The organism is Knoellia sp. 3-2P3 (genome assembly GCF_029223115.1).
Classification (GTDB): domain Bacteria; phylum Actinomycetota; class Actinomycetes; order Actinomycetales; family Dermatophilaceae; genus Pedococcus_A.
Map to the genome: position 1 here is coordinate 1 of NZ_JARGZE010000007.1, position 23,661 is coordinate 23,661.

23 protein-coding genes are annotated in these 23,661 nt (G+C 72.6%); 1 reads left to right on the forward strand and 22 read right to left on the reverse strand.

The window, feature by feature from the left end; translation table 11 throughout:
• Positions 1 to 532: 532 nt before the first annotated feature.
• From tyrS to infC, 19 genes are all read right to left on the reverse strand, one after another.
• The gene (tyrS, locus tag P0Y31_RS17405; protein WP_275871714.1) at positions 533 to 1,795 is read right to left on the reverse strand and encodes a tyrosine--tRNA ligase; all 1,263 of its coding nucleotides are present in this window, start codon (positions 1,793 to 1,795) and stop codon (positions 533 to 535) included.
• A gap of 60 nt (positions 1,796 to 1,855) precedes the next feature.
• Entirely contained in the window at positions 1,856 to 2,488 is a 633-nt protein-coding gene (locus tag P0Y31_RS17410) for a DNA-3-methyladenine glycosylase (RefSeq protein WP_275871717.1), read from the reverse strand.
• A 1-nt stretch (position 2,489) separates the two neighbouring features.
• Positions 2,490 to 3,932, reverse strand: a complete 1,443-nt coding sequence (gene argH, locus P0Y31_RS17415) for an argininosuccinate lyase (RefSeq protein WP_275871719.1) — start codon at positions 3,930 to 3,932, stop codon at positions 2,490 to 2,492.
• 31 nt (positions 3,933 to 3,963) lie between these two features.
• Complete coding sequence (locus tag P0Y31_RS17420; RefSeq protein ID WP_275871721.1) at positions 3,964 to 5,169, reverse strand: argininosuccinate synthase; 1,206 nt, start codon at positions 5,167 to 5,169, stop codon at positions 3,964 to 3,966.
• A 55-nt stretch (positions 5,170 to 5,224) separates the two neighbouring features.
• The gene (locus P0Y31_RS17425) at positions 5,225 to 5,725 is read right to left on the reverse strand and encodes an arginine repressor (protein WP_275808281.1); all 501 of its coding nucleotides are present in this window, start codon (positions 5,723 to 5,725) and stop codon (positions 5,225 to 5,227) included.
• Entirely contained in the window at positions 5,722 to 6,657 is a 936-nt protein-coding gene (argF, locus tag P0Y31_RS17430) for an ornithine carbamoyltransferase (protein ID WP_275871723.1), read from the reverse strand. Before argF ends, P0Y31_RS17425 begins: the two co-directional genes overlap by 4 nt.
• Positions 6,654 to 7,865: an acetylornithine transaminase gene (locus tag P0Y31_RS17435; protein WP_275871725.1), complete on the reverse strand. Its 1,212-nt coding sequence runs from the start codon at positions 7,863 to 7,865 to the stop codon at positions 6,654 to 6,656. The genes argF and P0Y31_RS17435 overlap by 4 nt, the downstream gene beginning before the upstream one ends.
• Complete coding sequence (gene argB, locus P0Y31_RS17440) at positions 7,865 to 8,866, reverse strand: acetylglutamate kinase (RefSeq protein WP_275871727.1); 1,002 nt, start codon at positions 8,864 to 8,866, stop codon at positions 7,865 to 7,867. Before argB ends, P0Y31_RS17435 begins: the two co-directional genes overlap by 1 nt.
• Positions 8,863 to 10,014 carry a bifunctional glutamate N-acetyltransferase/amino-acid acetyltransferase ArgJ gene (gene argJ, locus P0Y31_RS17445; RefSeq protein WP_275871728.1) on the reverse strand — a complete coding sequence of 384 codons (1,152 nt, stop codon included), beginning with the start codon at positions 10,012 to 10,014 and terminating at the stop codon, positions 8,863 to 8,865. Before argJ ends, argB begins: the two co-directional genes overlap by 4 nt.
• The gene (locus P0Y31_RS17450) at positions 10,011 to 10,421 is read right to left on the reverse strand and encodes an ACT domain-containing protein (RefSeq protein ID WP_275871730.1); all 411 of its coding nucleotides are present in this window, start codon (positions 10,419 to 10,421) and stop codon (positions 10,011 to 10,013) included. The genes argJ and P0Y31_RS17450 overlap by 4 nt, the downstream gene beginning before the upstream one ends.
• Positions 10,418 to 11,467 carry an N-acetyl-gamma-glutamyl-phosphate reductase gene (gene argC, locus P0Y31_RS17455; RefSeq protein ID WP_275871732.1) on the reverse strand — a complete coding sequence of 350 codons (1,050 nt, stop codon included), beginning with the start codon at positions 11,465 to 11,467 and terminating at the stop codon, positions 10,418 to 10,420. The genes P0Y31_RS17450 and argC overlap by 4 nt, the downstream gene beginning before the upstream one ends.
• Before the next feature lie 45 nt (positions 11,468 to 11,512).
• A complete protein-coding gene (locus P0Y31_RS17460; protein WP_275871734.1) occupies positions 11,513 to 12,250 on the reverse strand; it encodes an SDR family oxidoreductase in 738 nt (245 codons plus the stop codon).
• Entirely contained in the window at positions 12,247 to 14,820 is a 2,574-nt protein-coding gene (gene pheT, locus P0Y31_RS17465; RefSeq protein WP_275871736.1) for a phenylalanine--tRNA ligase subunit beta, read from the reverse strand. The genes P0Y31_RS17460 and pheT overlap by 4 nt, the downstream gene beginning before the upstream one ends.
• Entirely contained in the window at positions 14,820 to 15,914 is a 1,095-nt protein-coding gene (gene pheS / locus P0Y31_RS17470) for a phenylalanine--tRNA ligase subunit alpha (protein ID WP_275871738.1), read from the reverse strand. Before pheS ends, pheT begins: the two co-directional genes overlap by 1 nt.
• A gap of 315 nt (positions 15,915 to 16,229) precedes the next feature.
• A complete protein-coding gene (locus P0Y31_RS17475) occupies positions 16,230 to 17,342 on the reverse strand; it encodes an ATP-binding protein (RefSeq protein WP_275871740.1) in 1,113 nt (370 codons plus the stop codon).
• A gap of 10 nt (positions 17,343 to 17,352) precedes the next feature.
• The gene (locus P0Y31_RS17480; protein ID WP_275871742.1) at positions 17,353 to 18,171 is read right to left on the reverse strand and encodes an RNA methyltransferase; all 819 of its coding nucleotides are present in this window, start codon (positions 18,169 to 18,171) and stop codon (positions 17,353 to 17,355) included.
• A gap of 33 nt (positions 18,172 to 18,204) precedes the next feature.
• Positions 18,205 to 18,582 (reverse strand): 50S ribosomal protein L20, encoded by a 378-nt coding sequence (gene rplT / locus P0Y31_RS17485; protein ID WP_275808316.1) that lies wholly within the window; start codon positions 18,580 to 18,582, stop codon positions 18,205 to 18,207.
• Between the two features lie 81 nt (positions 18,583 to 18,663).
• Positions 18,664 to 18,858 carry a 50S ribosomal protein L35 gene (gene rpmI / locus P0Y31_RS17490; protein WP_275808318.1) on the reverse strand — a complete coding sequence of 65 codons (195 nt, stop codon included), beginning with the start codon at positions 18,856 to 18,858 and terminating at the stop codon, positions 18,664 to 18,666.
• Between the two features lie 52 nt (positions 18,859 to 18,910).
• Complete coding sequence (gene infC, locus P0Y31_RS17495) at positions 18,911 to 19,540, reverse strand: translation initiation factor IF-3 (protein ID WP_275871946.1); 630 nt, start codon at positions 19,538 to 19,540, stop codon at positions 18,911 to 18,913.
• Between the two features lie 274 nt (positions 19,541 to 19,814).
• Between infC and P0Y31_RS17500 the strand changes: the two genes are divergently transcribed.
• Entirely contained in the window at positions 19,815 to 20,192 is a 378-nt protein-coding gene (locus tag P0Y31_RS17500) for a DUF1844 domain-containing protein (protein ID WP_275871744.1), read from the forward strand.
• A gap of 12 nt (positions 20,193 to 20,204) precedes the next feature.
• On the opposite strand, the gene P0Y31_RS17505 is transcribed toward P0Y31_RS17500, so the two are convergent.
• The 3 genes from P0Y31_RS17505 to P0Y31_RS17515 form a co-directional block, all read right to left on the reverse strand.
• Entirely contained in the window at positions 20,205 to 20,705 is a 501-nt protein-coding gene (locus P0Y31_RS17505; RefSeq protein ID WP_275871746.1) for an SRPBCC family protein, read from the reverse strand.
• Positions 20,702 to 22,315: an NAD(P)/FAD-dependent oxidoreductase gene (locus P0Y31_RS17510; protein ID WP_275871748.1), complete on the reverse strand. Its 1,614-nt coding sequence runs from the start codon at positions 22,313 to 22,315 to the stop codon at positions 20,702 to 20,704. Before P0Y31_RS17510 ends, P0Y31_RS17505 begins: the two co-directional genes overlap by 4 nt.
• A 96-nt stretch (positions 22,316 to 22,411) precedes the next feature.
• Entirely contained in the window at positions 22,412 to 23,659 is a 1,248-nt protein-coding gene (locus P0Y31_RS17515) for an MFS transporter (RefSeq protein ID WP_275871750.1), read from the reverse strand.
• Positions 23,660 to 23,661 lie beyond the last annotated feature (2 nt).

Sequence of the window (23,661 nt, forward strand, 5' to 3'; positions counted from 1 at the left end):
AACCAAAGGAAAATCGAATCGAAAAGCACATCCCCAACCATCAAGCTGGTTCAGACACCCCTCGAGACGAGGTAATTGGCATCGATTTTTGACACGCTGTTGAGTTCTCAAGGTTCGGACGCGCACCTTCTGCTTCAGCTTTTCGCTTCGGCGTCCGGGGCTCATCTAAGGTACTTCCTCACCCTGCCGGCTTCCAAATCCGCTCTGCGGAGCCTGGTTGCGCAGCCTGGCGTTCCACCCTCTCGCGCTCGGCGCTAGAGTGACCGCCGGCGGATCCGATCGACATCGGTACCGGGGATTCGGTCTGGTGGTTGTCTGCCCCGGGACCGGCCTGCTTCGCGGTGGTGACCGCGGTGGTGTCCGTTCCTCCCTGTCGGGCTGACGAAGAGAACATTACGGGGAGCCCGCCGAGAAAGACAAATCCGCAGGTCAGCGGCCTGCGGGCCCGTGGAGCCCCCGGCCGGACCTCATGACGAAGGGGCCCGGTGTGCGTGCTGCACACCGGGCCCCTTCGTCGTTGGGGTGCTCCTGCTCAGGCCGGTCGCCGCGCGGCCGCCAGCGACTTGCGTCCACGGCGCAGCAGGGCCACCCGGCCGTGGAGGAAGTCGCCCTCCCCCAGCACGGCCTCGGTGTCGGTGACCTTCGCGTTGTTCACCGACGCCCCGCCCTCGTCGATGGCTCGACGCGCCGCCTTGCGCGACTCCACCAGCCCGGCGGCCACCAGCGCGTCGACGACCGAGGTGCCCACCGGGACCTCGGCACCCGGCAGCTCGGCCGTGGCGTCGACCAGCGTGCGCTCGTCGAGGGACGTCACGTCGCCCTTCCCGAACAGCGCCTCCGAGGCCGCCTGCACCGTGGCCGTGTGCTCGGCCCCGTGCACGAGGGTCGTCACGTCCGCGGCCAGCGCCTTCTGCGCCTCGCGGAGGAACGGCTTCTCGGCCAGCGACTGCTCGAGCCGGGCGATCTCCTCGGGCCCGCGGTCGGTGAAGACCTTGAGGTAGGAGATCACCGACGCGTCCTCGGCGTTGATCCAGAACTGGTAGAACGCGTACGGCGACATCATCTCGGGGTCGAGCCACACCGTGCCCGACTCGGTCTTGCCGAACTTCGAGCCGTCGGCCTTGGTGATGAGCGGGGTCGTCAGCAGGTGCACCGACCTCCCCTCCACCCGGTGGATCAGGTCCGACCCGGCGGTGAGGTTGCCCCACTGGTCGGCTCCCCCGGTCTGCAGCGTGCAGCCGAACTCGCGGAACAGGTGGAGGTAGTCCATCCCTTGCAGCAGCTGGTAGCTGAACTCGGTGTAGGAGATGCCCTGCTCGGTGTTGAGGCGGGCGGAGATGGCGTCCTTCTTGATCATCTGGTTGACCCGGAAGTGCCGGCCGATGTCGCGCAGGAACTCCAGCGCCGACAGCGGCGCCGTCCAGTCGAGGTTGTTGACCATCACCGCCGGGTTGTCGCCGTCGAAGTCGAGGAACGGCTGCACCTGCTGCTGGATCCGCTTGACCCAGTCGGCCACCGTGTCGGCGTCGTGCAGGTCGCGCTCGGACGTCGACTTGGGGTCACCGATCAGGCCGGTGGAACCCCCGACCAGGCACAGCACCCGGTGCCCCGCCCGCTGCAGGTGCCGCATGGTGATGAGCTGCACGAGGTTGCCGATGTGCAGGCTCGGCGCGGTGGGGTCGAAGCCGCAATAGAGCGTGATCGGCCCGTCGGCGAGTGCTTCGCGCAGCGCGGACTCGTCGGTGGTCTGCGCCACCAGCCCCCGCCACTGCAGCTCGTCGAGGATGTCGCTCACGTTCCTTGTGCTCCTTCGGTCCTGGGTGTGCCGGGTGCCCGGCGCAGTGCCAAGCCTGCCCTATGCCTCAACTTGCCTGCGACGCGGTTTCGCGGGGCGGTACGCCGAGACGCTCGGCTCACCCTCGAGCCAGAACCGCCAGGGGTAGCGCTCGGCGTCTCCCCCGGCCCCGGCGACACCGACGCGGGGACCGGTGCGGATCCGGCTGGCGGGCACGTGCTCAGCCGGCGCGTGGAAGGCCACGGGGCCGTCGGGCAGGCAGGCGTCGAGGCCGGTCTGCTCGCCCTGCAGCCCCAGGGTCGAGGCCAGCCTGGCCGGTCCCCGGGCCCAGTCGCGCTGCGCGATGCCGGCCCGCCGGGCCGCGGCCACCGCGTGGCCGTCGACGACCTCACCGGCGCGCAGGAGCACGGCGCTGGCCTCCCCCTCGTGGCCGGTCACGACGTTGGCGCACCAGTGCATGCCGTAGGTGAAGTAGACGTAGAGGTGACCGGCTCGGCCGAACATGACCTCCGTGCGCGGGGTGGGACCACGGAAGGCGTGCGACCCCGGGTCCTGCTCCCCGGCATACGCCTCGACCTCGCTGAGCCTGACGGTGACGCCGGCGTGCGTGATCGTCGCCCCCAGCAGCGCGGGGGCTACGTCGAGCACGTCCTCGCGGAAGAACTCCCGCGTCAGGGCCGGGCCGAGAGGCATCTCAGCGGACGCTGACGGCCGCGGCCGCCCACGCCCGGGCGGAGGCGGTGGCGGCGGTCACCGCCTCCAGCTGCTCACGCACCCGGTCGGGGGCCGTGCCGCCCTTGGCGTCGCGGGAGGCCAGTGAGCCCTGCACGCTGAGCACCTCCCGGACACCGGGGTTCAGGTGCGGCGAGATGGACGCGAGGTCGTCGTCGCTGAGGTCCCACAGCTCGATGCCGCGCTGCTCGCACGCCCGGACGCAGGCACCGGCGACCTCGTGGGCCACCCGGAACGGCACGCCCTCGCGCACCAGCCACTCCGCGATGTCGGTGGCCAGCGAGAAGCCTTGCGGGGCAAGCGACGCGAGTCGGTGGGTGTTGAACTGCATCGTCGCCACCATGCCCGCGAAGGCCGGCAGCAGCACCTCGAGGGTGTCGACGGCGTCGAAGACCGGCTCCTTGTCCTCCTGCAGGTCGCGGTTGTAGGCGAGCGGCAGCGACTTCAGCGTCGTCAGCAGCCCGGCCAGGTCACCGACGAGGCGACCGGCCTTGCCCCGCGCGAGCTCGGCGACGTCGGGGTTCTTCTTCTGCGGCATGATGCTCGACCCCGTGGAGTAGGCGTCGTCGAGCGTGACGAAGGAGAACTCCTTGGTCGCCCAGAGCACCACCTCCTCGGCGAGACGGGAGATGTCGACCGCCGTCATCGCCGCGACGAACGCGAACTCGGCGACGAAGTCGCGCGAGGCCGTGCCGTCGATGGAGTTCTCGACGGCGGCGGCGAAGCCGAGGTCGGCGGCAACGGCCTCCGGGTCGAGGCCTAGTGAGCTGCCGGCGAGGGCCCCCGAGCCGTAGGGCGAGACGTTCGTGCGGGCGTCCCAGTCCTGCAGTCGCTGCACGTCGCGCAGCAGCGCCCAGGCGTGCGCCAGCAGGTGGTGCGAAAGCAGCACCGGCTGGGCGTGCTGGAGGTGGGTGCGCCCCGGCATCGGCACCGACGGGTGCCGCTGCGACTGCTGCACGAGGGCGTCGACCACGTCGAGCACCAGCGCGGCCACGGAACGGGCGTGGTCGCGCAGGTACATCCGGAACAGGGTCGCGACCTGGTCGTTGCGCGACCTGCCCGCGCGCAGCCGGCCGCCGACCTCGGGCCCTGCCCGCTCGATGAGGCCGCGCTCGAGGGCGGTGTGCACGTCCTCGTCGTCCCCGGCGGGCCCGAAGGTCCCCGACTGCACGTCGGCGAGCAGCCGGCCGAGCGCGTCGAGCATCGCCTCGAGGGTGGCGTCGTCCAGCAGCCCCGCGCGGTGCAGCACCCGGGCGTGGGCCCGGGAACCGGCGATGTCGTACGGCGCGAGCCGCCAGTCGAAGTGCGTCGACTTGCTGAGAGCAGCCAGCGCGTCCGCAGGGCCGCCCGCGAACCGGCCGCCCCACAGGCTCACCCGCTCGGCACCTGCCGGAGCGCCCGGCACACCGCTCCCCTCCTCAGGGATGACCACCACGTCAGCCCTGCGCGAGGCGCTGGTCGCGGGCGGCGGCGATCTTGCTCGAGAGGCCGTGGAGCTCGATGAAGCCCTTGGCCAGCGACTGGTCGAAGGTGTCGCCCTCGTCGTAGGTGGCGAGGTTGAAGTCGTAGAGGCTGCTGTCGGACCTGCGGCCGGTGACCGTGGCGCGGCCACCGTGCAGGGTCATCCGGATTTCGCCGCTGACGTGCTCCTGGGTGGAGGCGATGAACGCGTCGAGCGACCGCTTGAGCGGGCTGAACCACAGGCCGTCGTAGGTGAGCTCGCCCCACCGCTGCTCGACCCCGCGCTTGTAGCGGGCCAGCTCACGCTCGAGCGTGACGTTCTCGAGCTCCTGGTGGGCGGCGATGAGGGCGATGGCCCCGGGCGCCTCGTAGACCTCCCTGCTCTTGATGCCGACGAGGCGGTCCTCGACCATGTCGAGACGTCCGACGCCCGCGTTGCCGGCGCGCTCGTTGAGCTGCTGGATGGCCTCGAGCACGCTGACCTTGTTGCCGTCGATGGCCACCGGGACACCGGCCTCGAACGTGATGAGGACCTCGTCGGCGTCGTGCTGGCGGGCCGGGTCCTTCGTGTAGGAGTACAGGTCCTCGATCGGGGCGTTCCAGATGTCCTCGAGGAAGCCGGTCTCGACCGCGCGCCCCCAGACGTTCTGGTCGATCGAGTAGGGGTTCTTCTTGCTCGTCTCGATCGGGAGGCTGTGCTTCTCGGCGTAGTCGATCGCCTTGTCGCGGGTCAGAGCGAGGTCACGGACCGGCGCGATGCAGGCCAGCTCCGGCACCAGGCTGGAGATGCCGGCCTCGAAGCGGACCTGGTCGTTGCCCTTGCCGGTGCAGCCATGGGCCACGACGGTCGCGCCGTGCTCCTTGGCCGCGGTGACGAGGTGCTTGACGATGACCGGGCGGGACAGGGCCGACACCAGCGGGTAGCGGTCCATGTACAGGGCGTTGGCCTGCAGCGCGGGAAGGCAGTACTCCTCGGCGAACTCGTCCCGGGCGTCGGCGACGTAGGCCTCGACCGCGCCGCAGTCGAGGGCGCGCTGGCGGATGACCTCGAGGTCCTCCCCGCCCTGGCCCACGTCGACCGCGACGGCGACCACCTCGGCTCCGGTGGCGTCGGCGATCCAGCCGATGGCGACGGAGGTGTCGAGGCCTCCGGAGTATGCGAGGACTACGCGCTCGGTCACGGGTTTCTCCTTGTGTTGCTGCGGTCTGCGGTCTGGTCTGGGGTTCGTGGGCGGGCTACTCGCGGTTGTCCGCGAGCGAGAGGAACAGGCGGGCGATCTCCTCGCTGGCCGCCGGCCCGGTGGTGATCACCATGATGGTGTCGTCGCCGGCGATGGTCCCGAGGATGTCCTTCTGGTCGACGTGGTCGATCGCCGAGGCGAGGAAGTTCGCGGCACCGGGAGGGGTGCGCAGCACGATGAGGTTGTGCGACGCCTCGGCCGAGACGAGCAGCTCCTCGCAGAGCCGCTTCAGCCGGGCCGACACCTCCTGGCCGTCCTGGGCGGGGCGAGCGGTGCGGTCGCCGCCCTCCCCCGGCACGGCATACACGAGGGCACGGCCGGAACGGACCTTGACGGCACCGAGCTCGACGAGGTCGCGCGACAGCGTCGCCTGCGTGACCTCGATGTCGTCGGCGGCGAGCAGGTCGAGCAGCTCGGACTGCGACTTCACCGCGGTGCGGCCGAGGATCTCGACGATGCGCCGCTGGCGCCCGGTGCGGCTGGTCGCGACGGTCATGACGACGCCTCGAGGAGGAAGGACATCAGCGCCTTCTGGGCGTGCAGCCGGTTCTCGGCCTCGTCCCACACGACCGACTGCGGGCCCTCGATGACGTCGGCGGCGATCTCGAGCCCGCGGTAGGCCGGCAGGCAGTGCAGCACGACGGCGTCGGGCTCGGCGTGCCCGAGCAGGTCGCCGGTGAGCGAGTACGGCACGAACGGGCTGCCCTTGCCGGCCTTGGCGTCCTTGAGCTCCTCCTGGCCCATCGAGACCCAGGTGTCGGTGGCGAGCACGTCGGCGCCCGCGGCAGCGGCCTGCGGGTCGTCGGTGACGGTGACCGAGCCGCCGTGCTCGTCCGCGATCTCCTTGGCCCGGGCGAGCACCGCGGGGTCGGGCTGGTGGCCGGCGGGGGCGCCGATGCGCACGTGCATGCCCGCCAGCGCGCAGCCGAGCAGGTAGGAGTGGGCCATGTTGTTGGCCCCGTCACCGAGGTAGGCGAGCGTGAGGCCCGGCAGCGCGCCCTTGTGCTCGGTCACGGTGAGCAGGTCGGCGAGCACCTGGCAGGGGTGGAAGAGGTCAGTCAGCGCGTTGACCACGGGCACGCCGGCGTGCCGGGCCATCTCCTCGAGGCGGTCCTGGCCGAAGGTGCGCCACACGATGAGCGACGTCTGCCGCCCGAGGACGCGGGCGGTGTCGGCGATGGACTCGCGCTCGCCGATGCCGGCCAGCCGGCCGTCGACGACCATCGGGTAGCCGCCGAGGGCCGCCACCCCGGCGGTGAAGGACGCCTGGGTGCGCAGCGTCGGCTTGTCGAAGAGGATGGCCACCGACTGTGGGCCGGCCAGGCTCCGGTCCGAGTACGGGTCGGCCTTCAGCGCGGCCGCCCGGCGCAGCACCACGCGCTGCTCCTCCGCGCTGAGGTCGTCGTCACGCAGGAAGTGGCGGGTCATGGGGTGTCCTCCGGGCTGGGGGTCGTGCAGGCGTCGAGGAGTGCGGGCAGCGCTGCGACGAAGGAGTCGAGCTGCTCGAGGCTCACCACCAGCGGGGGTGCGAGCCTGATCGCGTCGGGCGCGACGGGGTTGACGATGAAGCCGGCCTCGCGCGCGGTGACCGCCAGCTGCGGCGCGACCGCCTCGGCCAGGGTGATGGCGCGCAGGAGGCCGGCGCCGCGCACCCCGGTGACGAGCGGGTGCTGCAGCGCGATCACCGCCTCGGCCAGGTGCTCCCCCGCCGCGAGTGCGTGCTCGAGCAGGCCCTCGGACTCGATCGCGTCGAGCACCGCCAGCCCCGCCGCTGCGGCCAGCGGGTTCCCGCCGAACGTCGAGCCGTGCTGGCCGGCGGTGAGCAGGTGGGCGTTGTGGTCGCCGAACGCGATGAGCCCGCCGATCGGCACGCCCCCACCGAGGCCCTTGGCCACCGTGACGGCGTCGGGCACGACACCGGCCTGCTGGAACGCGAACCACGTGCCGGTGCGGCCGATGCCGGTCTGGATCTCGTCGAGGATCAGCAGGGCGCCGTGCTCCTGCGTCACCTCCCGCGCGAGGCGCAGGTATGCCGTGCCGGGGCTGAGGACGCCCGCCTCGCCCTGGAGGGGCTCCAGGACCACCGCGGCGGTCTCGTCGGTCACGGCCTCGCGCAGCGCGGCCTCGTCGCCGTGGGGGACGTGCCGCACGCCGGGGATCAGGGGCTCGAACGGCTCGCGGTAGGCAGGCTTGTGCGTCAGCGCGAGAGCACCGGTGGTGCGGCCGTGGAAGGCGCCTTCGGCGGCCACGAGACCCGTGCGACCGGTGCGCCGGCTCAGCTTGATCGCCGCCTCGACGGCCTCGGCGCCCGAGTTGCAGAAGAACACGGCCGAGCCCTCGGGCGCCCCGGCGACCGAGATCAACCGCTCGGCCAAGGCGATCTGGGCCTCGGACGTGAACAGGTTCGAGATGTGGATCGCCTCGGCCGCCTGCTTGGAGACGGCGCCCACCAAGGCCGGGTGGCCGTGGCCGAGGGCGTTGACGGCGATGCCGCCGACGAGGTCGAGGTAGCGGTTGCCGTCGACGTCCCAGACGTGGCACCCGGCACCGTGGTCGAGCACCAGCGGCGGCAGGCCGAAGACGCCCATCACCGAACGCTGATAGCGCGCCAGCAGCTCGTCGTTGCGTGCGCCCATCAGCGGTCCCTCTCCGGCTGGCCGTCGTCGTCGGTCTGGTTGTCGGGGACGATCATGGTGCCGATGCCCTCGGAGGTGAACACCTCGAGCAGCAGCGAGTGCGGCTGCCGGCCGTCGACGACGTGTGCCTGGGGGACGCCCTGCTCCACGGCGCGCACGCACGCCTCCAGCTTGGGGATCATGCCTGCGTCGACACTCTCCAGGAGGGCCTTGGCGCCGGAGACCGACAGCTCCGACAGCAGCGAGTCGCGGTCGGGCCAGTCGCCGTAGACGCCCTCCACGTCGGTGAGGACGACGAGCTTGTGCGCCCCGAGCGCGACCGCGAGGGCGGCCGCAGCGGTGTCGGCGTTGACGTTGAGCACCTGGCCGTCGACGTCGAGGTCGGGGGCCACCGTCGAGACGACGGGGATCCGGCCGGCGTCGAGGATGTCGCGCACCGCCGACGGGTTGACCGTCTCGACGTCTCCGACGAGGCCGAGGTCGACCTCCTCGCCGTCGACGACGGTGGAGCGGCGGCGCGCACCGAAGAGGCTGGCGTCCTCGCCGGAGAGGCCCACGGCCACGGGACCGTGCTGGTTGAGCAGGCCCACGAGCTCGCGGCCCACCTGGCCGGTGAGCACCATCCGCACCACGTCCATGACCTCGGGCGTCGTGACCCGTAGGCCGCCCTTGAACTCGCTCTCCAGCCCCAGTCGGCCGAGCATCTCGGCGATCTGCGGGCCGCCGCCGTGCACGACGACGGGGCGCAGCCCGGCATACCGCAGGAAGACGACGTCCTGGGCGAAGGCGGCCTTGAGGGCGTCGTCGGTCATGGCGTTGCCGCCGTACTTGACGACCACGAGGGCACCGCGGAAGCGCTCGAGCCAGGGCAGCGCCTCGACGAGGACCTGGGCCTTGGACTGGGCGACCCGCAGGGCGGCGGCGTCGATGGTGCCGCGGATGGTGTTGCGCGCGGCCGGGCCCGGCTGGGCCGACTGCGCGGCGCTGGTGGGTGCGGTCATGAGCTGTAGGCCGAGTTCTCGTGGACGTAGTCGTGGGTCAGGTCGTTGGTCCACACGGTGGCGCGCCCGGTGCCGGCGTGCAGGTCGACGAGGACGTGCACCTCGCGGCCGGTGAGGTCGACCAGGCTGCGGTCCTGCCCCACCCCGCCCGCACGGCACACCTGGACCCCGTTGATCGACACGTCGAGCTGCTGGGGCTCGAAGGCAGCCTGCGTGGTCCCGACGGCCGCGAGGACCCGGCCCCAGTTGGGGTCGTTGCCGAACACCGCGCACTTGAACAGGTTGTTGCGCGCCACGGCCCGACCGACCTCGAGGGCGTCGGCCTCGCTGGCGGCGGAGCGGACCTCGATGGCGATGTCGTGGTGGGCGCCCTCGGCGTCGGCGATGAGCTGGCGGGCCAGGGACCCGCAGACCTCGGTGACCGCCTCGGTGAGCTCGGCGACCGGCACCGCCACCCCGGAGGCGCCGGAGGCCAGCAGCACCACGGTGTCGTTGGTCGACTGGCAGCCGTCGGAGTCGATGCGGTCGAACGTCGCCGCGGTGGCCGTCCGGAGCACCTCGTCGAGGGTGCCGGGCTCGACCACGGCGTCTGTGGTCACGACGACGAGCATGGTGGCCAGGGCCGGGGCCAGCATGCCCGCGCCCTTGGCCATGCCCCCGACGCTCCAGCCCTCGCGCTCGGCCTGCGCCTGCTTGCTCACCGTGTCGGTCGTCATGATCGCCGTCGCGGCAGCCGGTCCGCCGTCGGCGGCCAGCCCCGCTGCAGCGGCGTCGACGCCGGCCAGCAGGCGCTCCATCGGCAGGAGCTCGCCGATCAGCCCGGTGGAGCACACCACCACGTCGCCGGCGGAGACCCCCAGCACCTCCGCGACGTGCTCGGCGGTGCGATGGGTGTCGGCGAAGCCCTGCGGACCCGTGCAGGCGTTGGCCCCACCGGAGTTGAGGACCACGGCGGCGACCCGGCCGTCGGTGACGACCTGGCGCGACCAGGTGACCGGTGCGGCCTCCACACGGTTGCTGGTGAAGACGGCGGCGCCGTGGTGGTCGGGCCCGTCGTTGACGACGAGGGCGACGTCGGGCGCGCCGCTGGTCTTCAGGCCCGCGACGACCCCGGCCGCCCGGAAGCCTTGGGGGGCGGTGACGCTCACGACGCACCTCCGCTCAGGCGGGCCGGCGCGACGGCGTGCCCGCCGCGCTTCCAGATCTTCTCGGCGTCGTCGCTGCGCTCGGCGTCGACGAGGATCCAGTCGGTGTCGTAGGTCGAGAGGGCCAGGATGCTGATGCGCTGCCGGGCGAGCGGCTCGAGCAGACCGGAGAGGACACCCACCATGGTGAAGTCGAGGGGCCCGGCGATCTCGAAACCCACCAGCGGTCCCTGCTTGACGACGCCCTCGGGGACGGCGTCGAAGGCGCAGACGACCGAGGTCTCGCTGTCGGTGTAGGTGATCGAGCTGAGCGGCCCGGTGCGCCAGTCCCACGATGGCTCCTCGCCGGCGGCGAGACGGGCGAAGGCGATCGGCGCCTCGTGGCGCATGAGGTGCATCCCGAGGCTCACGGGGCCACCCCCGCGACCGGGAGGCCGGTGGTCTCGGGCAGGCCGAGAGCGAGGTTGAGGCACTGCACAGCGGCGCCGGCCGTGCCCTTGGTGAGGTTGTCGACCGCCGCGACGGCCACCACCCGCCCGGCGCGCTCGTCGAGCGTGACCTGCACGTGCAGGCTGTTGCTGCCGAGCACGCTGGCGGTCGAGGGCCACTGCCCCTCGGGCAGCAGGTGCACGAACGGCTCGTCGGCGTAGGCCTTCTCCCAGGCAGCCCGGACCTCGGCGGCGGCGAGGTCACCAGGGGCCACCACCCGCGCGGTGCAGGTGGCGAGGATGCCGCGCGGCATCGGCGCCAGCGTCGGGGTGAACGAGACGGTCACGTCGTCACCGCGGACGCCCGAGAGGTTCTGCTCGATCTCCGGCGTGTGCCGGTGGACCCCGCCCACGCCGTAGGGCGACATCGCACCCATCACCTCGGCGCCGAGCAGGTGCGGCTTGGGCGACTTGCCCGCGCCCGAGGTGCCGGAGGCCGCCACGACGACGATGTCGTCGGGGTCGAGCAGGCCGGCGGCGAAGCCGGGCGCCAGGGCGAGGCTGACGGCTGTCGGGTAGCAGCCCGGCACCGCGACGCGGCGCGTGCCCTGCAGCTCGGCCCGCTGCTTGCCGTCCGCCCCCACGCACAACTCAGGCATCCCGTAGGCCCACGACCCGGCATACGGGGTGTCGTAGAAGGAGGTCCAGGCCGCCTCGTCGCCCAGGCGGAAGTCCGCCCCGCAGTCGATGACGACGACCTCGTCGGACAGCCGCGCCGCCAAGGCGGCCGAGTGCCCGTGCGGCAGGGCCAGGAAGACCACGTCGTGGCCGGCGAGCGTCTGCGCGGTGGTGTCCTCGACCACCCGGTAGGCCAGCGGCGTGAGGTGCGGGTGGATGGCTCCGAGCCGCTGCCCCGCGCTCGAGGCTGCGGTGACGGCCCCGACCGCGACCTCGGGGTGCCCGAGGAGCAGCCGGAGGATCTCACCCCCGGCGTAGCCGCTCGCTCCTGCCACCGCTGCCCGGATCATGTGCATGACTATACATGTGAGCGCGAATCTATGCAGACCGTGGGGTCACGCCAGGGGGTCGTCACTCCCCCATGGCACCAGGGTGATGGTGCGGTCGGTGTCCGTGAGCCCGGCTGCCGCACGCGCGCGCAGCGACTCGGGGGTGTCGGCACCGGCGCGGACCATCCGACCCGACCACGCGTCGAGGTCCCCCGAGGCCAGCGCCAGCACGAGGTCGACGACCTCCTGCGGCGACGTCCACTCCGTGCGTCCCTCGTGGGAGGGCATCGACAGGGTCATGTCCGTGCGGACCACCCCCGGCGCGAGGTCGAAGGCCCGTATGCCGTGCGCCGCGCCGGAGAGGTGGGTGGACCCGGTGATCCGGGCCAGCGCGGTCTTGCTCACGTTGTAGGCCGAGGCGACCTCGCCGGCCCGGGTGCCGGCCCCGCTGTTGAGGTTGACGACCCGGCCACCTCCGCCCCGGACCATGTGCGGCATGACGAACCGGGTGACGAGGTAGGGTCCGAGCACGTTGACCTCGATGGTGCGCCACCACTCGTCGGGGTCGGACTCCTCGATCGGCACCTCGGTGTCGATGACGCCCGCGTTGTTGACCAGCAGGTCGATGCGCCCGTGCCGGGCGGCGACCTCACCGAGCCACCGCTCGACCGACTCGCGGTCGGTCACCTCGGCGACCTCGCGCGAGCCGCGCTCCACGGCATACCCGGCCTGCTCGAGGCCCTCGGCGACGTGGTGGCCGATCCCCCGCGAGGCACCGGTCACCACCGCGACGGGGGCGCTCACCGCTGGACGGCTCCCGTGGAGCGGGCGGCCGCTGCGACGGCCCGGTCGCGCAGGGCGCTCACCTCGTCGGTGGTCAGGGTGCGCTCGGCGGAGCGGAAGGTCAGGCGGAACGCCAGCGACTTCCGGCCCTCGCCGACCTGGTCGCCACGGTAGATGTCGAAGAGCACCAGCGACTCCAGCGACGGACCGGCACCTTCGCGCAGCGCCGCCTCGACGGCCGCGGCCGGCACCGCCTCGTCGACGACGAGGGCGACGTCGGAGTGCGCGAGGGGGAACGTCGACAGGGCCGTGGCCTGAAGGGGCTCGCCGGTGGCGGCCACCAGGACGTCGACGTCGAGCTCCCCGGCCACGGCGCGGGCCGGGAGGTCGAGCGCCGCGACGACCTTGGGGTGCAGCTCGCCGGCGTGGCCGACGACGGTGCCGTCGGCGAGGGCGAGCTGGGCGCACCGCCCGGGGTGCCAGGGCGCCCGGTCGGTGCCCGAGACCACGAGCTCGACCCCCACCGCCTTGGCCACGGCCAGCGCCCACGCGACCGCGTCGCTGGCGTCGAACGGACGGGCAGCGCCCCACGGGCCGGCCGGCTCGGCGTCGCCGGCCGCGGCGAAGGCCACGTGTCGCGGCTGGGCGGGCACGGCGCCGAGAATCGCCGAGAGCGTGGCCTCGTCGGGCCTCGACTCGATGCCCGGCACGGGCGCGCTGCGGACCTGCTCGGGTCCGACGGTGACGAGCCCGAGCTCGTAGACGGCGGCGTCGCGGTTGCCGCGGGCGACGTTGCGGCGCAGTGTCTCGAGCAGGCTGTCGAGCACCGAGGTGCGCATGAGGGGCGCCTCGTCCGACATCGGGTTGGCCACGGTGACCGTGCGCCGGCGGCTGTCGTCGGCGGCGTAGCCGAGCCGGTCGAACAGGTCGCGGGCGATGAACGGGTAGCTGAGCACCTCGACCAGCCCCTGCTGGGCCAGGGTCGTCGCGATGACGCGACGGGTGCGCTGGCCGTGGGTCAGGCCGCGACCGGCGGTGGCCTGGGGCAGCACCGACGGGATCTGTTCGTAGCCGCGCACCCGGGCGACCTCCTCGACCAGGTCCGGGCCGTCGTTCAGGTCGGGGCGCCAGGACGGCGGGAGCACCGAGACGACGTCGCCGTGCCCGAACGCGTCAGAGACCTCGGCGACTCCGCCGGGGCCGCTCACCCGGCACCCGATGGCCCGCAGCGTCTCGAGCACCTCCTCGCGGGGGTACTCCAGCCCCACGTAGCGGGTCGGCAGCCCGGGGTCGAAGTCGAACGGCTCGCGGCCCACCCGGTGGTCGACGTCGGTGACGCCGGCGTCGGGGGTGCCGCCACCGAGCGACACGAGGAGGTCGACCGCGAGCTGGGCCGCGGCCGCGGTCACCTCGGGGTCGACGCCGCGCTCGAAGCGCTTGGACGCCTCGGTCGTCAGGCGGTGACGGCGCGAGGAGCGCGCCACCGTCGTCGGGTCGAAGTGCGCCGACTCGATGAGCACGTTCGTCGTTGACGAGCCCACCTCGGAGGACTCACCGCCCATGACGCCGGCGATGGCCAGCGGGGTGTCGCTGCCGTCGACGATGAGCAGGTCCTCGGCGTCGAGCGCGCGGTCGACGTCGTCGAGGGTCTTCAGCCGCTCCCCCGGCCTCGCCCGCCGCACCCCGACGGAGCCGGAGAGGGTGTCGAGGTCGAAGGCGTGCAGCGGCTGGCCGAGCAGCATCATCACGTAGTTGGTGACGTCGACGGCCAGGCTGATCGGGCGCATGCCGACCTGCGTCAGGCGCTTCTGCATCCACGACGGCGTGGCGGCGTTCACGTCGACCCCGCGCACGGTCCGGGCGATGTAGCGGTCGCAGCCGGCGTTGCCGTTGATCGGCGCGCCGTCGGCGAGCTTGACGGCATACCCGCTGTCGTTGGGGGCCGGCACCTCGACGTCGGCGGGGTCACGGAAGCCGCCACCGGTGGCGAGCGCGTACTCGCGCGCGATGCCGCGCATCGAGAAGCAGTAGCCGCGGTCGGGGGTGACGTTGACCTCGACGACCTCGTCGGCGAGGCCGAGCAGCTCGATGGCGTCCTGTCCCGGCTCGAGCCCGGCGACCACCTCGGGGTTGTCGCCCAGCCACTCCTCGAGCACGATGATGCCGTCGTGGTCGTCGCCGAGGCCGAGCTCCAACGCGGAACAGATCATCCCGTTGGAGACGTGGCCGTATGTCTTGCGGGCGCTGATCTCGAACGGGCCGGGGAGCACGCCGCCGGGCAGGATGCACACGACGTGGTCGCCGGGCTTGAAGTTGTGGGCGCCGCAGACGATGCCCTGCGGGGTGCCCTCGGTGAGCATCTGGCCGTTCTGGCCGACGTCGACCTGGCACCAGTTGATGGTCTTGCCGTTCTTCTGCTTCTCGGGCGTCACCTCGAGGACCCGCCCGACGACCAACGGGCCCTGGATGTCGCCGCCGTGCAGCGCCTCCTCCTCCAGGCCCACCTTGACCAGGCTCGCGGCGATGTCGGCACCGGTGGCCCCTGCCGGCACGTCGGCCAGCTCCCGCAGCCATGACACTGGCGCGCGCATCAGATCTCCATCCCGAACTGCGTGCTGAACCGCACGTCTCCCTCAACGATGTCTCGCATGTCGCCCACCCCGTGGCGCAGCATGAGCGAGCGCTCGATGCCCAGCCCGAAGGCGAAGCCGGTGTAGCGGTCGGGGTCGATGCCGCTGGCGTTCAGCACGCGGCGGTTGACCATGCCGCAGCCGCCCATCTCGATCCACCCGGTGCCACCGCAGGTGCGGCACTGGCTGTCCTGGCCCCCACAGATCCAGCAGCGGCAGTCGATCTCGGCGCTGGGCTCGGTGAACGGGAAGTACGACGGGCGCAGCCGCGTGACCGTGCCCTCGCCGAACAGCCGCGAGACGAAGGCGTCGAGGCTGCCCTTGAGGTGCGCCATGGTGATGCCCTCGTCGACCACGAGGCCCTCGAACTGGTGGAAGACCGGCGTGTGGGTGGCGTCGAGCTCGTCGGTGCGGAACACCTTGCCCGGGCACAGCACGTAGATGGGCGGCTCGTTGTCGAGCATGGTGCGCACCTGCACCGGCGAGGTGTGGGTGCGCAGCACCAGGCCGAGCTCGGGCGGGTCGATGAAGAAGGTGTCCTGCATCTGCCGGGCCGGGTGGTCGGCGCCGAGGTTGAGGGCGTCGAAGTTCAGCCACTCCGACTCGAGCTCAGGGCCCTCGGCGATCTCCCAGCCCATGGCGACGAAGATGTCCTCGACCCGCTCGGAGACGAGGCTGATGGGGTGCCGGGCGCCGAGCCGCCGGCGCGGTACCCGCACGGTGAGGTCGACGGTCTCCTCGACGAGGATGCGCTGGTCGCGCTCGGCCTCGAGCTCCTCCTGGCGCACCTTGAGGGCCTGCGCCACCTGTCCGCGGGCCTGCCCGACGCGCTTGCCGGCCTCGGCCTTCGCGCTCGGCGGCAGGGCGCCGATCTCGCGGTTGGCCAGCGCCAGCGGGCTCTTCTCGCCCTGGTGGGCCAGACGTGCTGCCTTCAGCTCCTCGAGGTCGGCGGCCGCGGAGATGGCGGCGACGGCGTCGGCCACGGCCTGCTCGATGGCGGCAGGGTCGAGCGCGGCCACCTCGACGGGGTCGTACTGCTTGTTGGGTCCAGACATCTCAATCCACTCTGCGCAGAATGCTTTCTTTGCCTTGGCGCGGCGCACCGAGTCTAGGGGTCGGCCGATGAGCCCTCGGAGGCGAGGCAGTGCGCGAGGAGCGGTGACGGTATGCCGCGTGGCCGACCGGCGCGGTGTGCGCACCAGGTGGCGGGCGCCCGGTCCGGCGGGCGGGGCGGCGTGCCCTCAGCGCAGCGCAGCAGCCGCGTCCGAGGGCGCGGTAAATCGCTGGCGGCGCGAGGTCATGGCTCCAGCGTGCCCCGCGCCCACGGCATACGGCAAGGGAGTTTGGCGGGGCCGGGCCGCCCGACGGGCTCAGGCCAGGTAGTCCGGCGGCTCGGCGGGCAGGTTGAAGCGGAACTGGGCGCCGCCGCTGGGAGAGCTCTCCACCACGATGCGCCCGCCGTGCGCCTCGACGAGCCCCTTCACCACGTAGAGCCCGAGGCCGGTGCTGCCCCTGCCCGAACCGTGCCAGAAGCGGGAGAAGACCAGCTCGCGGTGGGCCGGGTCGATGCCCTTGCCGTCGTCGCTGACCACGAGGTCGACCGAGCCCTCGAGGCGCCGCCGGGCACCGCCCTCGCCCGCGCCGTCGTGGGCCGGGGTCGCGGCGAGGGTGACGGTGCCCTCGCCGTGGCGCAGGGCATTCTCGATGAGGTTGGCGAGGATCTGGTCGAGCCGGTCGGGGTCGGCCCAGATCTCCGGCAGGTCGGCGGGCACGTCGACCACGAACCGGCCGCGGTCGTGGCCGGTCGCCACGGCACGCTCGATGTGCCGCTCGTAGATGGAGGTCACGTCGAGCGGCTGCGGGCGGATCTGCAGGCGGCCGGCGTCGATGCGCGAGACGTCGAGCAGCTCGCTGATGAGACGGGTGACCCGGTCGGCGTCGGCCTCGATGGTCTCGATCATGAGGCGCTTCTGCTCGTCGCTGAAGCGCTCCCACCGCCGCAGCAGCGTGGAGGAGAAGCCCTTCACCGAGGTCAGGGGTGAGCGGAGCTCGTGGGCGACCGTCGAGATGAGCGCGGCGTGGTTGGCCTCGGTGCGCCGCCGGTGCTCGGTGTCGCGCAGGGCCACGAGCACCCGGTTCACCGGCTCGTTGCGGCCTGGCCGGAGGTAGCTCGCCGTCACCAGCACCTCGCGGCCGTTGGCGAGGAGGAGCAGCTTCTCGCGGTGCCCGGTGCGGGTGCGCAGGCCGTTCCACGGGTTGGTGCACTCCCACCACGAGCTGCCGTCGCTTTCCTGCAGGGTCAGCACCTCGCGCACGTCGTGGCCGACGACGTCCGCGGCGGCCAGGCCGGTGACCTCCTCGAAGCGCGAGTTGCAGTAGATGACCCGGGCGTTCCCGTCGGCGGCGACGAGCCCGTCGGGCAGCATCTCGACGGCCCGGGCTGCGGCTGCCGGGTCCAGCAGCTCGTCGTCGCGGAAGAACATGGCCGCCACCCTAGCGACGACGGGGGCCCAGGGCCCCCGCTGACGCGTAGAGGCACACCGTGGCCGCCATCGCGAGGTTGAGCGACTCGGCCTTGCCGTAGATCGGCACGCGCACCACCTCGTCGCACTGCTCACGCACGTGCGGCTCGAGACCCCACGCCTCGTTGCCCATCACCCAGGCATGCGGCGGGTCGAGGTCGGCGTCGGGCAGCAGGCGATCCCCCGCCCCGTCGGCCGCGAGGAGCCGCACGCCTTGGTTGTGCAGGGCGCTGAGGGCGTCGTCGATCTCCAAGCCGGTCACGACCGGCAGGTGGAAGATCGACCCGGCGGTCGAGCGCACGACCTTGGGGCTGTACACGTCGACCGAGTTCCCGCTCACCAGCACGGCATCGGCGCCCACGGCGTCGGCGCCCCGGATGACCGTTCCCGCGTTGCCGGGGTCGCGCACGTTGGTGAGCAGCACCAGGAGGCGCGGCCCGGCGCCCAGCACGTCCTCGAGGGAGGCCGGGGCCACCCGGCACACCGCCGTCAGGCCCTGCGGCTGTTCGGTGTCGGACATGGCCGCGAGCACCGGCTCAGTGACGTCGTGCACGAACAGCCCTGCCTCGTGGGCCAGGGCCAGGATGTCTGGGTGCCGCTCGGCCGCCGCCGCGGTCACGTACAGGTCGACGACGTCAGCGGGCCGCCAGCGCACCGCCTCGCGAACGGACTGCGGGCCCTCGGCCAGGAACCGGCCGGTCCTGGCACGCACAGAGCGCCGGGACAGTGCCCGCACCGCCTTGACCCGGTCCGACCGTGGGTTGGTCAGCGGGCTGCTCAGCGGGGGCATGTCCCGGCGCTCTGTCAGAGAGTCAGCGCAGGATCAGGCGCTGGCCTCGGCCGTCGCCGGCACGTTGGCCTTGGCGATCTCGACGAGCGCGGCGAAGGCGGCCTCGTCGTTGACGGCCAGCTCGGCCAGCATGCGGCGGTCGACCTCGACCTCAGCGGCCTTGAGGCCCTGGATGAAGCGGTTGTAGGTCATGCCGTTGGCGCGGGCGCCGGCGTTGATGCGCTGGATCCAGAGCCGCCGGAAGTCACCCTTCTTGGCGCGGCGGTCACGGTAGGCGTAGCCGAGGCTGTGGGTGACCTGCTCCTTGGCCTTGCGGTACAGGCGCGAGCGCTGCCCGCGGTAGCCGCTGGCGCGCTCGAGGACGACCCGGCGCTTCTTCTGGGCGTTGACCGCCCGCTTCACGCGTGCCACGTGAGTTCTCCTTGCTGTTCTTGTCTAGCTGTCCGGGGCTGCTGTGCCGCCCCGTCACACTGGGAAGGGATGGGGGGCGGCTCAGCGGCCGAGAAGCTTCTTGACCTTCTTGGCGTCCGGCTTCGAGACCTCGACGTCGTTCGCGATGGAACGGGTGTAGCGCGAGGACTTGTGCTCGAGCAGGTGGCGGCCGTTGGCCTGCTCGCGCATGACCTTGCCCTTGCCGGTCAGGCGGAAGCGCTTCTTGGCGCCGGAGTGCGTCTTCATCTTCGGCATGGGAGCCGATCTCCTTCAGTCGTTTCGGTACTGCGTGGGGGTCTACGTGCGGCTACTGCGCCGACTCGGGAGCCTGCGGCTCCGCCGGGGCGTTGCCGTCCTCGGGGGCACCGGCGGCGCCCTCCGCGGCAGCCGCGGAGCGTGCGCGCCGCTGCTCGGCCTTGGCCTCGGACTTCTTCTTGGTCGGGGCCAGGACCATGATCATGTTGCGGCCGTCCTGCTTCGGAGCCGACTCCACCGTGCCCAGCTCGATCACGTCCTCCGCCAGCCTCTGCAGCAGGCGGAAACCCAGCTCCGGACGCGACTGCTCGCGACCGCGGAACATGATCGTCACCTTGACCTTGTCGCCGCCCTTGAGGAACCGCTCGACGTGGCCCTTCTTGGTGCCGTAGTCGTGCGGGTCGATCTTCGGGCGGAGCTTGATCTCCTTGATGACGGTGTTGACCTGGTTCTTGCGGGCTTCCCGCGCCTTCATGGCCGCTTCGTACTTGAACTTGCCGAAGTCCATGAGCTTGGCGACGGGGGGCTTCGCCATCGGGGCCACCTCGACGAGGTCGAGGTCGGCCTCGGCCGCCAGGCGCAGCGCGTCCTCGACGCGCACGATGCCGACCTGCTCTCCGTTGGGGCCAACCAACCGCACCTCCGGAACCCGGATGCGGTCGTTGATGCGAGGCTCGCTGATAGTGGTGCTCCTTCACGTCACGGGGTCGTCCGCAGCAACGAGAAGAGGCTCCTCGCCGCCGTTGCGCGAGAAGCCTCACCATGTCCGTCCCGGGGATCGCAGGCGGTGGGTATGCCGTGGAGTCGCCTCCGCGGCATACGCCCTGCGGACCCGGGGAACCCGGCAACCTTTCGGCCACAGCGGGTGGAAGCGTGGTGCTGCTTCTCTTGCACACCGTCCCTGTCAGGGTCACCCCGCGGGCAGGAACGGCCGGTCGATCTGCAAGGCTACCAGCGTGAGCACGGAAAATCCCAATCCCGGCCAGGCCGGCGCGGCCGGCGACCAGCAGCAGTATGCCCGGGACATCGCCGACGTCCCCGCCGTCGAGGTCATCACCACCGCCGCCATCCACATGATGAGCGCCGCGGCCGTCAAGTGCGGTCTCGCCGAGGGCGAGGACGCGGCCGACCACCTCGACCTCGACGAGGCGCGCCGCCTGATCACCGCCCTGGCCGGCCTGGTCACCGCCGCGGCCCCCGACCTCGGCAGCCAGCACGCCGCCCCGCTGCGCGACGGCCTGAAGTCGCTGCAGCTGGCCTTCCGCGAGGCCTCGCTGGTGCCAGACCCGCCGGGTCAGGGCCCGGGCGAGAAGTTCACCGGCCCCGTGGCCTGACCGCGGCGACCGTCAGGAGCCCGAGCGCGGCCGGCGCACCTTGGCGACCCCGGCGTCGCCGCCGCGGTCGTCGTGGCGGCGCGCCCGGCTCTCGGCCAGGTAGGCCAGGCGCCGCAGGGCCTCGGTGTTGCGGGCGTGCAGGAGCGGGTCGAGCGCCGGCTGCGGGACCAGGTCGGCCGGACCGGAGACGACCCACTCCTCCATCGTCACGAGCGTCCCGTCGGCGTCGGGCTCGCAGCCGATGACCACTCGCGCCTCCCCGGTGGGCCAGGCCCTGGCCCGCAGTCGCAGCAGGCGCGGCTCGTCGACCTCCTCGACCGCCGTGAAGTCGCTGATGAGCAACGGCCAGGCGCCGACCGAGTGGTGGATGCGTGACCCCGCCGCCGGCCAGTCGCCGTCGACGTCGCGGATGCGGGCGGCCCCCACCACCCACGTGGCGTAGCTCCAGCCGTCGGCGAGAACGTCGAAGACGTCCTCGGGCCGGCACTTCAGGTGGCGGGTGGTCGTGCTCATGGCGTGGAGTCCTTCCTGCCGACGGGGATGAGCGCTCGGACGGACCTCAGGCGGTCGTGGGCCAGTGCGGCGCGCGCGGCGTTGGAGCCGCAGGCGCCGTGGACCCCGCCGCCCGGGTGGGCCGACGCGGACGCAAGGAACAGCCCCGCGACCGGGGTCTCGGCGCGACCGAGGCCCGGCACCGGGCGGAACACCAGCTGCTGGTGCAGGTTCGCGGTGCCGCCGTTGACGGCCCCGCCGACCAGGTTCTCGTCGCGCGCCTCGAGCTCGCGCGGCCCGAGGGCGCGGCGGGTGAGGATGCGGTCGGCGAAGCCCGGCGCGTAGGCCTCGATCCGCGCCTGCATCCGGTCCGCCATCCGCTCGACGTCGGTGCGGTCCCACCGGCCGGTGATGCTGCCGTCACCGGCGTCCGAGGTCGTGTGGTGCGGCACGTGCGTGTAGAGCCAGAGCGACTCGGCGCCCTCGGGCGCACGGCTGGGGTCCGCCGCCGCCATCTGCCCGCAGAGCAGGAAGGGAGTGGCCGGGACAGCCCCGGCCGCGAGGTGGGCGCCGTTCTGGCGGATCTCGTCGATCGACTCGGCGATGTGCACCGTGCCTGGCGCAGCCGCCGGCGTCGCGGCCCACGGGACCGGTCCGCTCAGGGCGAAGTCCACCTTGACCGTGCCCGGGTCCCACTCGAAGTGCTCCATCCGGCGCAGCAGCCGGGCCGGCAGGTCGCCGGCAGCCACGAGGGTGCCGAACAGCGCCGGCGCGCTGACGTCGGCCACGACGGCGCGGCGTGCCGAGAAGACCTGCCCGTCGTCGGTCTCGACGGCGACGGCCCGCCCGCCGCGCACCACGACACGCCGCACGTGGTGCCCGAGCCGTAGGTCACCACCGGCGCCCTCGAACCGCCTGACCAGTGCGTCGCTGAGCCGGCCGGCGCCGCCCCGGGGAACGGGGTAGCCGAGGTGCTGCCCGATCATCGCCAGGACCCAGGCCATGATCGTGGAGCCGGGGGCGTCCATGGGGATGTCGGCGTGCGCGGCGTTGCCGGCGAGCAGCATCTGGGCGCCGCGCCCGGTGAAACGCATGCCCGCCATGCTCTGGAGCGGGGCGAGCATCATCTGCACGAAGCCCAGGCCACCGGCGCCGGGTAGCCGGCTCGCCAGCCGGGCCCCGGCGCGCACGGGTGGGAACGGCTCGAGCAGGGCCCGGACGGCCGCCTCGCCCACCTTCTCCCAACCCGCGCACAGGTCGAGCCAGGCCTGCCCGTCTCCCGGGGCCAGCGCGTCGAGGGCGGCAGCGGTCTGGTCGGGAGTGCGGTGCATGAGCGCCCACTCCCCCGACAGGAAGGGTGTCCCCGCGACGGCCGGCGCGTTCAGCCACTCCAGGCCGTGCCGCTCGAGCTCGAGCGAGCGGATGGTCGGCGAGGCCGCCGCCAGCGGGTAGAAGGAGCTGAAGGTGTCGTGGACGTAGCCGGGCTGCACGTCGGAGTCCGAGCGCACGGCGCCGCCGGGGGTCTCCTGCGCCTCGAGCACGGTGACGTCCCAGCCACGGTCGGCCAGCAGGTTCGCCGCCACCAGTCCGTTGGGGCCGCTGCCGATGACGACGGCGTCGGAGACCGGCATGGGGCTGTCCTCCTGGTCGGGCTCTCAGTCACGTCCGGGTGGGCGGGCTCCCACCGTATGCCGGGTGGCCGGCTCCCGCCCGGCGGCGGGAGCCGGTCACACGGCGCGCGCCGCCACGAGCCGGCGACGCCGCACCCGGCTTCCCGCTGCGCCGGTGCCGGCAGCCAGCAGGCCCACCAGGGCGACGAGCGCGAAGCCCGCCTGCCACCCCCACCGATCGATCGCGACGCCGGCGACGGGTGCCCCGAGGGCCATCCCTGCGGTCATGAACGAGCCGTGCCACCCCATGGCCTCGCCTCGGGCGGACAGCGGCACGACCCGGCTGACCTGGTCGACGGTCGCCGTGATCGTCGGGGCGCACAGCAGGCCCGCCACGAAGGAGAGCACCGCCAGCGAGGGCGCGCCCGCCGCGAGCGCCATGGGAGCGGTCACGACGCTCAGCCCCCCGAGCAGCCAGAACGCCGAGATGGAGCGGTGCAGCCCGCCGTAGACCAGCCCGCCGACGAGGGAGCCGAGACCCCAGACGGCCAGGACCCAGCCGATGGAGGCCTGCTCGCCGAAGGTCCGGAGGGCGGCGACGATCGCGATGTCGGACCCTCCCAGCACGACGGTCGTCGCGGTCGCCGCGAGGCAGACCGCCAGGAAGCCCGGCCGGAACCACTCGGCGCGGGGCACGGCGGCAGCGGCAACGGGTGCGCCGTTCTCGTCGAGCGCGCTGGTCGCGCTCGACTCGCGCATCACCGGGTCGGCGAACCACAGCAGGATCCCTGCCGCCACCCCGAGCATCTCGATGCCGAACAGCACCCACGCCGTCGGCCACACGGTCGCCGCCCAGACCCCGAGCGCGGGCCCGACCATGAACGACAGCTCCACGGCCACCGAGTCGAGCGAGATCGCGGTGCGACGGTCGTCCTCGGGGACCGAGGCGATGACCGCCTGGCGGATGATCGAGAAGGACGGGATGACGAAGAGCCCGGCGAGCGCCGCCAGCGACAGCAGCCACCAGTACCCGACGAACGGGGCGATCGACCAGCACACGGCTGCCACCACGATCGAGGGCAGCACCACCCGGCGCAGGCCGAGGCGGTCGAGCAGGCGGCCGCGCCACGGTCCGCTGATGGCGATGGCGATGGTGGCCGCGGCCGACACCAGGCCGGCTGCGCCGTAACTGCGGTGAAGGGTGCTCACCACGTGCAGGGTCAGCACGACGCTGCCGGCGAAGATCGGCATGCGCACGAGCAGCCCGAGCAGCAGCGCCTGCCTCAGGGCGGGGCTGGACAGGACTCGGCGGTAGCGCTGGATCGGCACCTGCTCAGGATCCCACCCGCCACCGACACGGCTCACCA

Excerpts from the sequence above, each read along its gene's own strand:
- P0Y31_RS17410 (WP_275871717.1), bottom strand. The coding sequence starts at position 2,488 with ATGCCTCTCGGCCCGGCCCTGACGCGGGAGTTCTTCCGCGAGGACGTG.
- P0Y31_RS17425 (WP_275808281.1), bottom strand. The coding sequence starts at position 5,725 with ATGACCGTCGCGACCAGCCGCACCGGGCGCCAGCGGCGCATCGTCGAG.
- argF (WP_275871723.1), bottom strand. The coding sequence starts at position 6,657 with ATGACCCGCCACTTCCTGCGTGACGACGACCTCAGCGCGGAGGAGCAG.
- P0Y31_RS17435 (WP_275871725.1), bottom strand. The coding sequence starts at position 7,865 with ATGGGCGCACGCAACGACGAGCTGCTGGCGCGCTATCAGCGTTCGGTG.
- argB (WP_275871727.1), bottom strand. The coding sequence starts at position 8,866 with ATGACCGCACCCACCAGCGCCGCGCAGTCGGCCCAGCCGGGCCCGGCC.
- argC (WP_275871732.1), bottom strand. The coding sequence starts at position 11,467 with ATGATCCGGGCAGCGGTGGCAGGAGCGAGCGGCTACGCCGGGGGTGAG.
- pheT (WP_275871736.1), bottom strand. The coding sequence starts at position 14,820 with ATGCGCGCGCCAGTGTCATGGCTGCGGGAGCTGGCCGACGTGCCGGCA.
- pheS (WP_275871738.1), bottom strand. The coding sequence starts at position 15,914 with ATGTCTGGACCCAACAAGCAGTACGACCCCGTCGAGGTGGCCGCGCTC.
- P0Y31_RS17475 (WP_275871740.1), bottom strand. The coding sequence starts at position 17,342 with ATGTTCTTCCGCGACGACGAGCTGCTGGACCCGGCAGCCGCAGCCCGG.
- P0Y31_RS17480 (WP_275871742.1), bottom strand. The coding sequence starts at position 18,171 with ATGCCCCCGCTGAGCAGCCCGCTGACCAACCCACGGTCGGACCGGGTC.
- rpmI (WP_275808318.1), bottom strand. The coding sequence starts at position 18,858 with ATGCCGAAGATGAAGACGCACTCCGGCGCCAAGAAGCGCTTCCGCCTG.
- P0Y31_RS17505 (WP_275871746.1), bottom strand. The coding sequence starts at position 20,705 with ATGAGCACGACCACCCGCCACCTGAAGTGCCGGCCCGAGGACGTCTTC.
- P0Y31_RS17510 (WP_275871748.1), bottom strand. The coding sequence starts at position 22,315 with ATGCCGGTCTCCGACGCCGTCGTCATCGGCAGCGGCCCCAACGGACTG.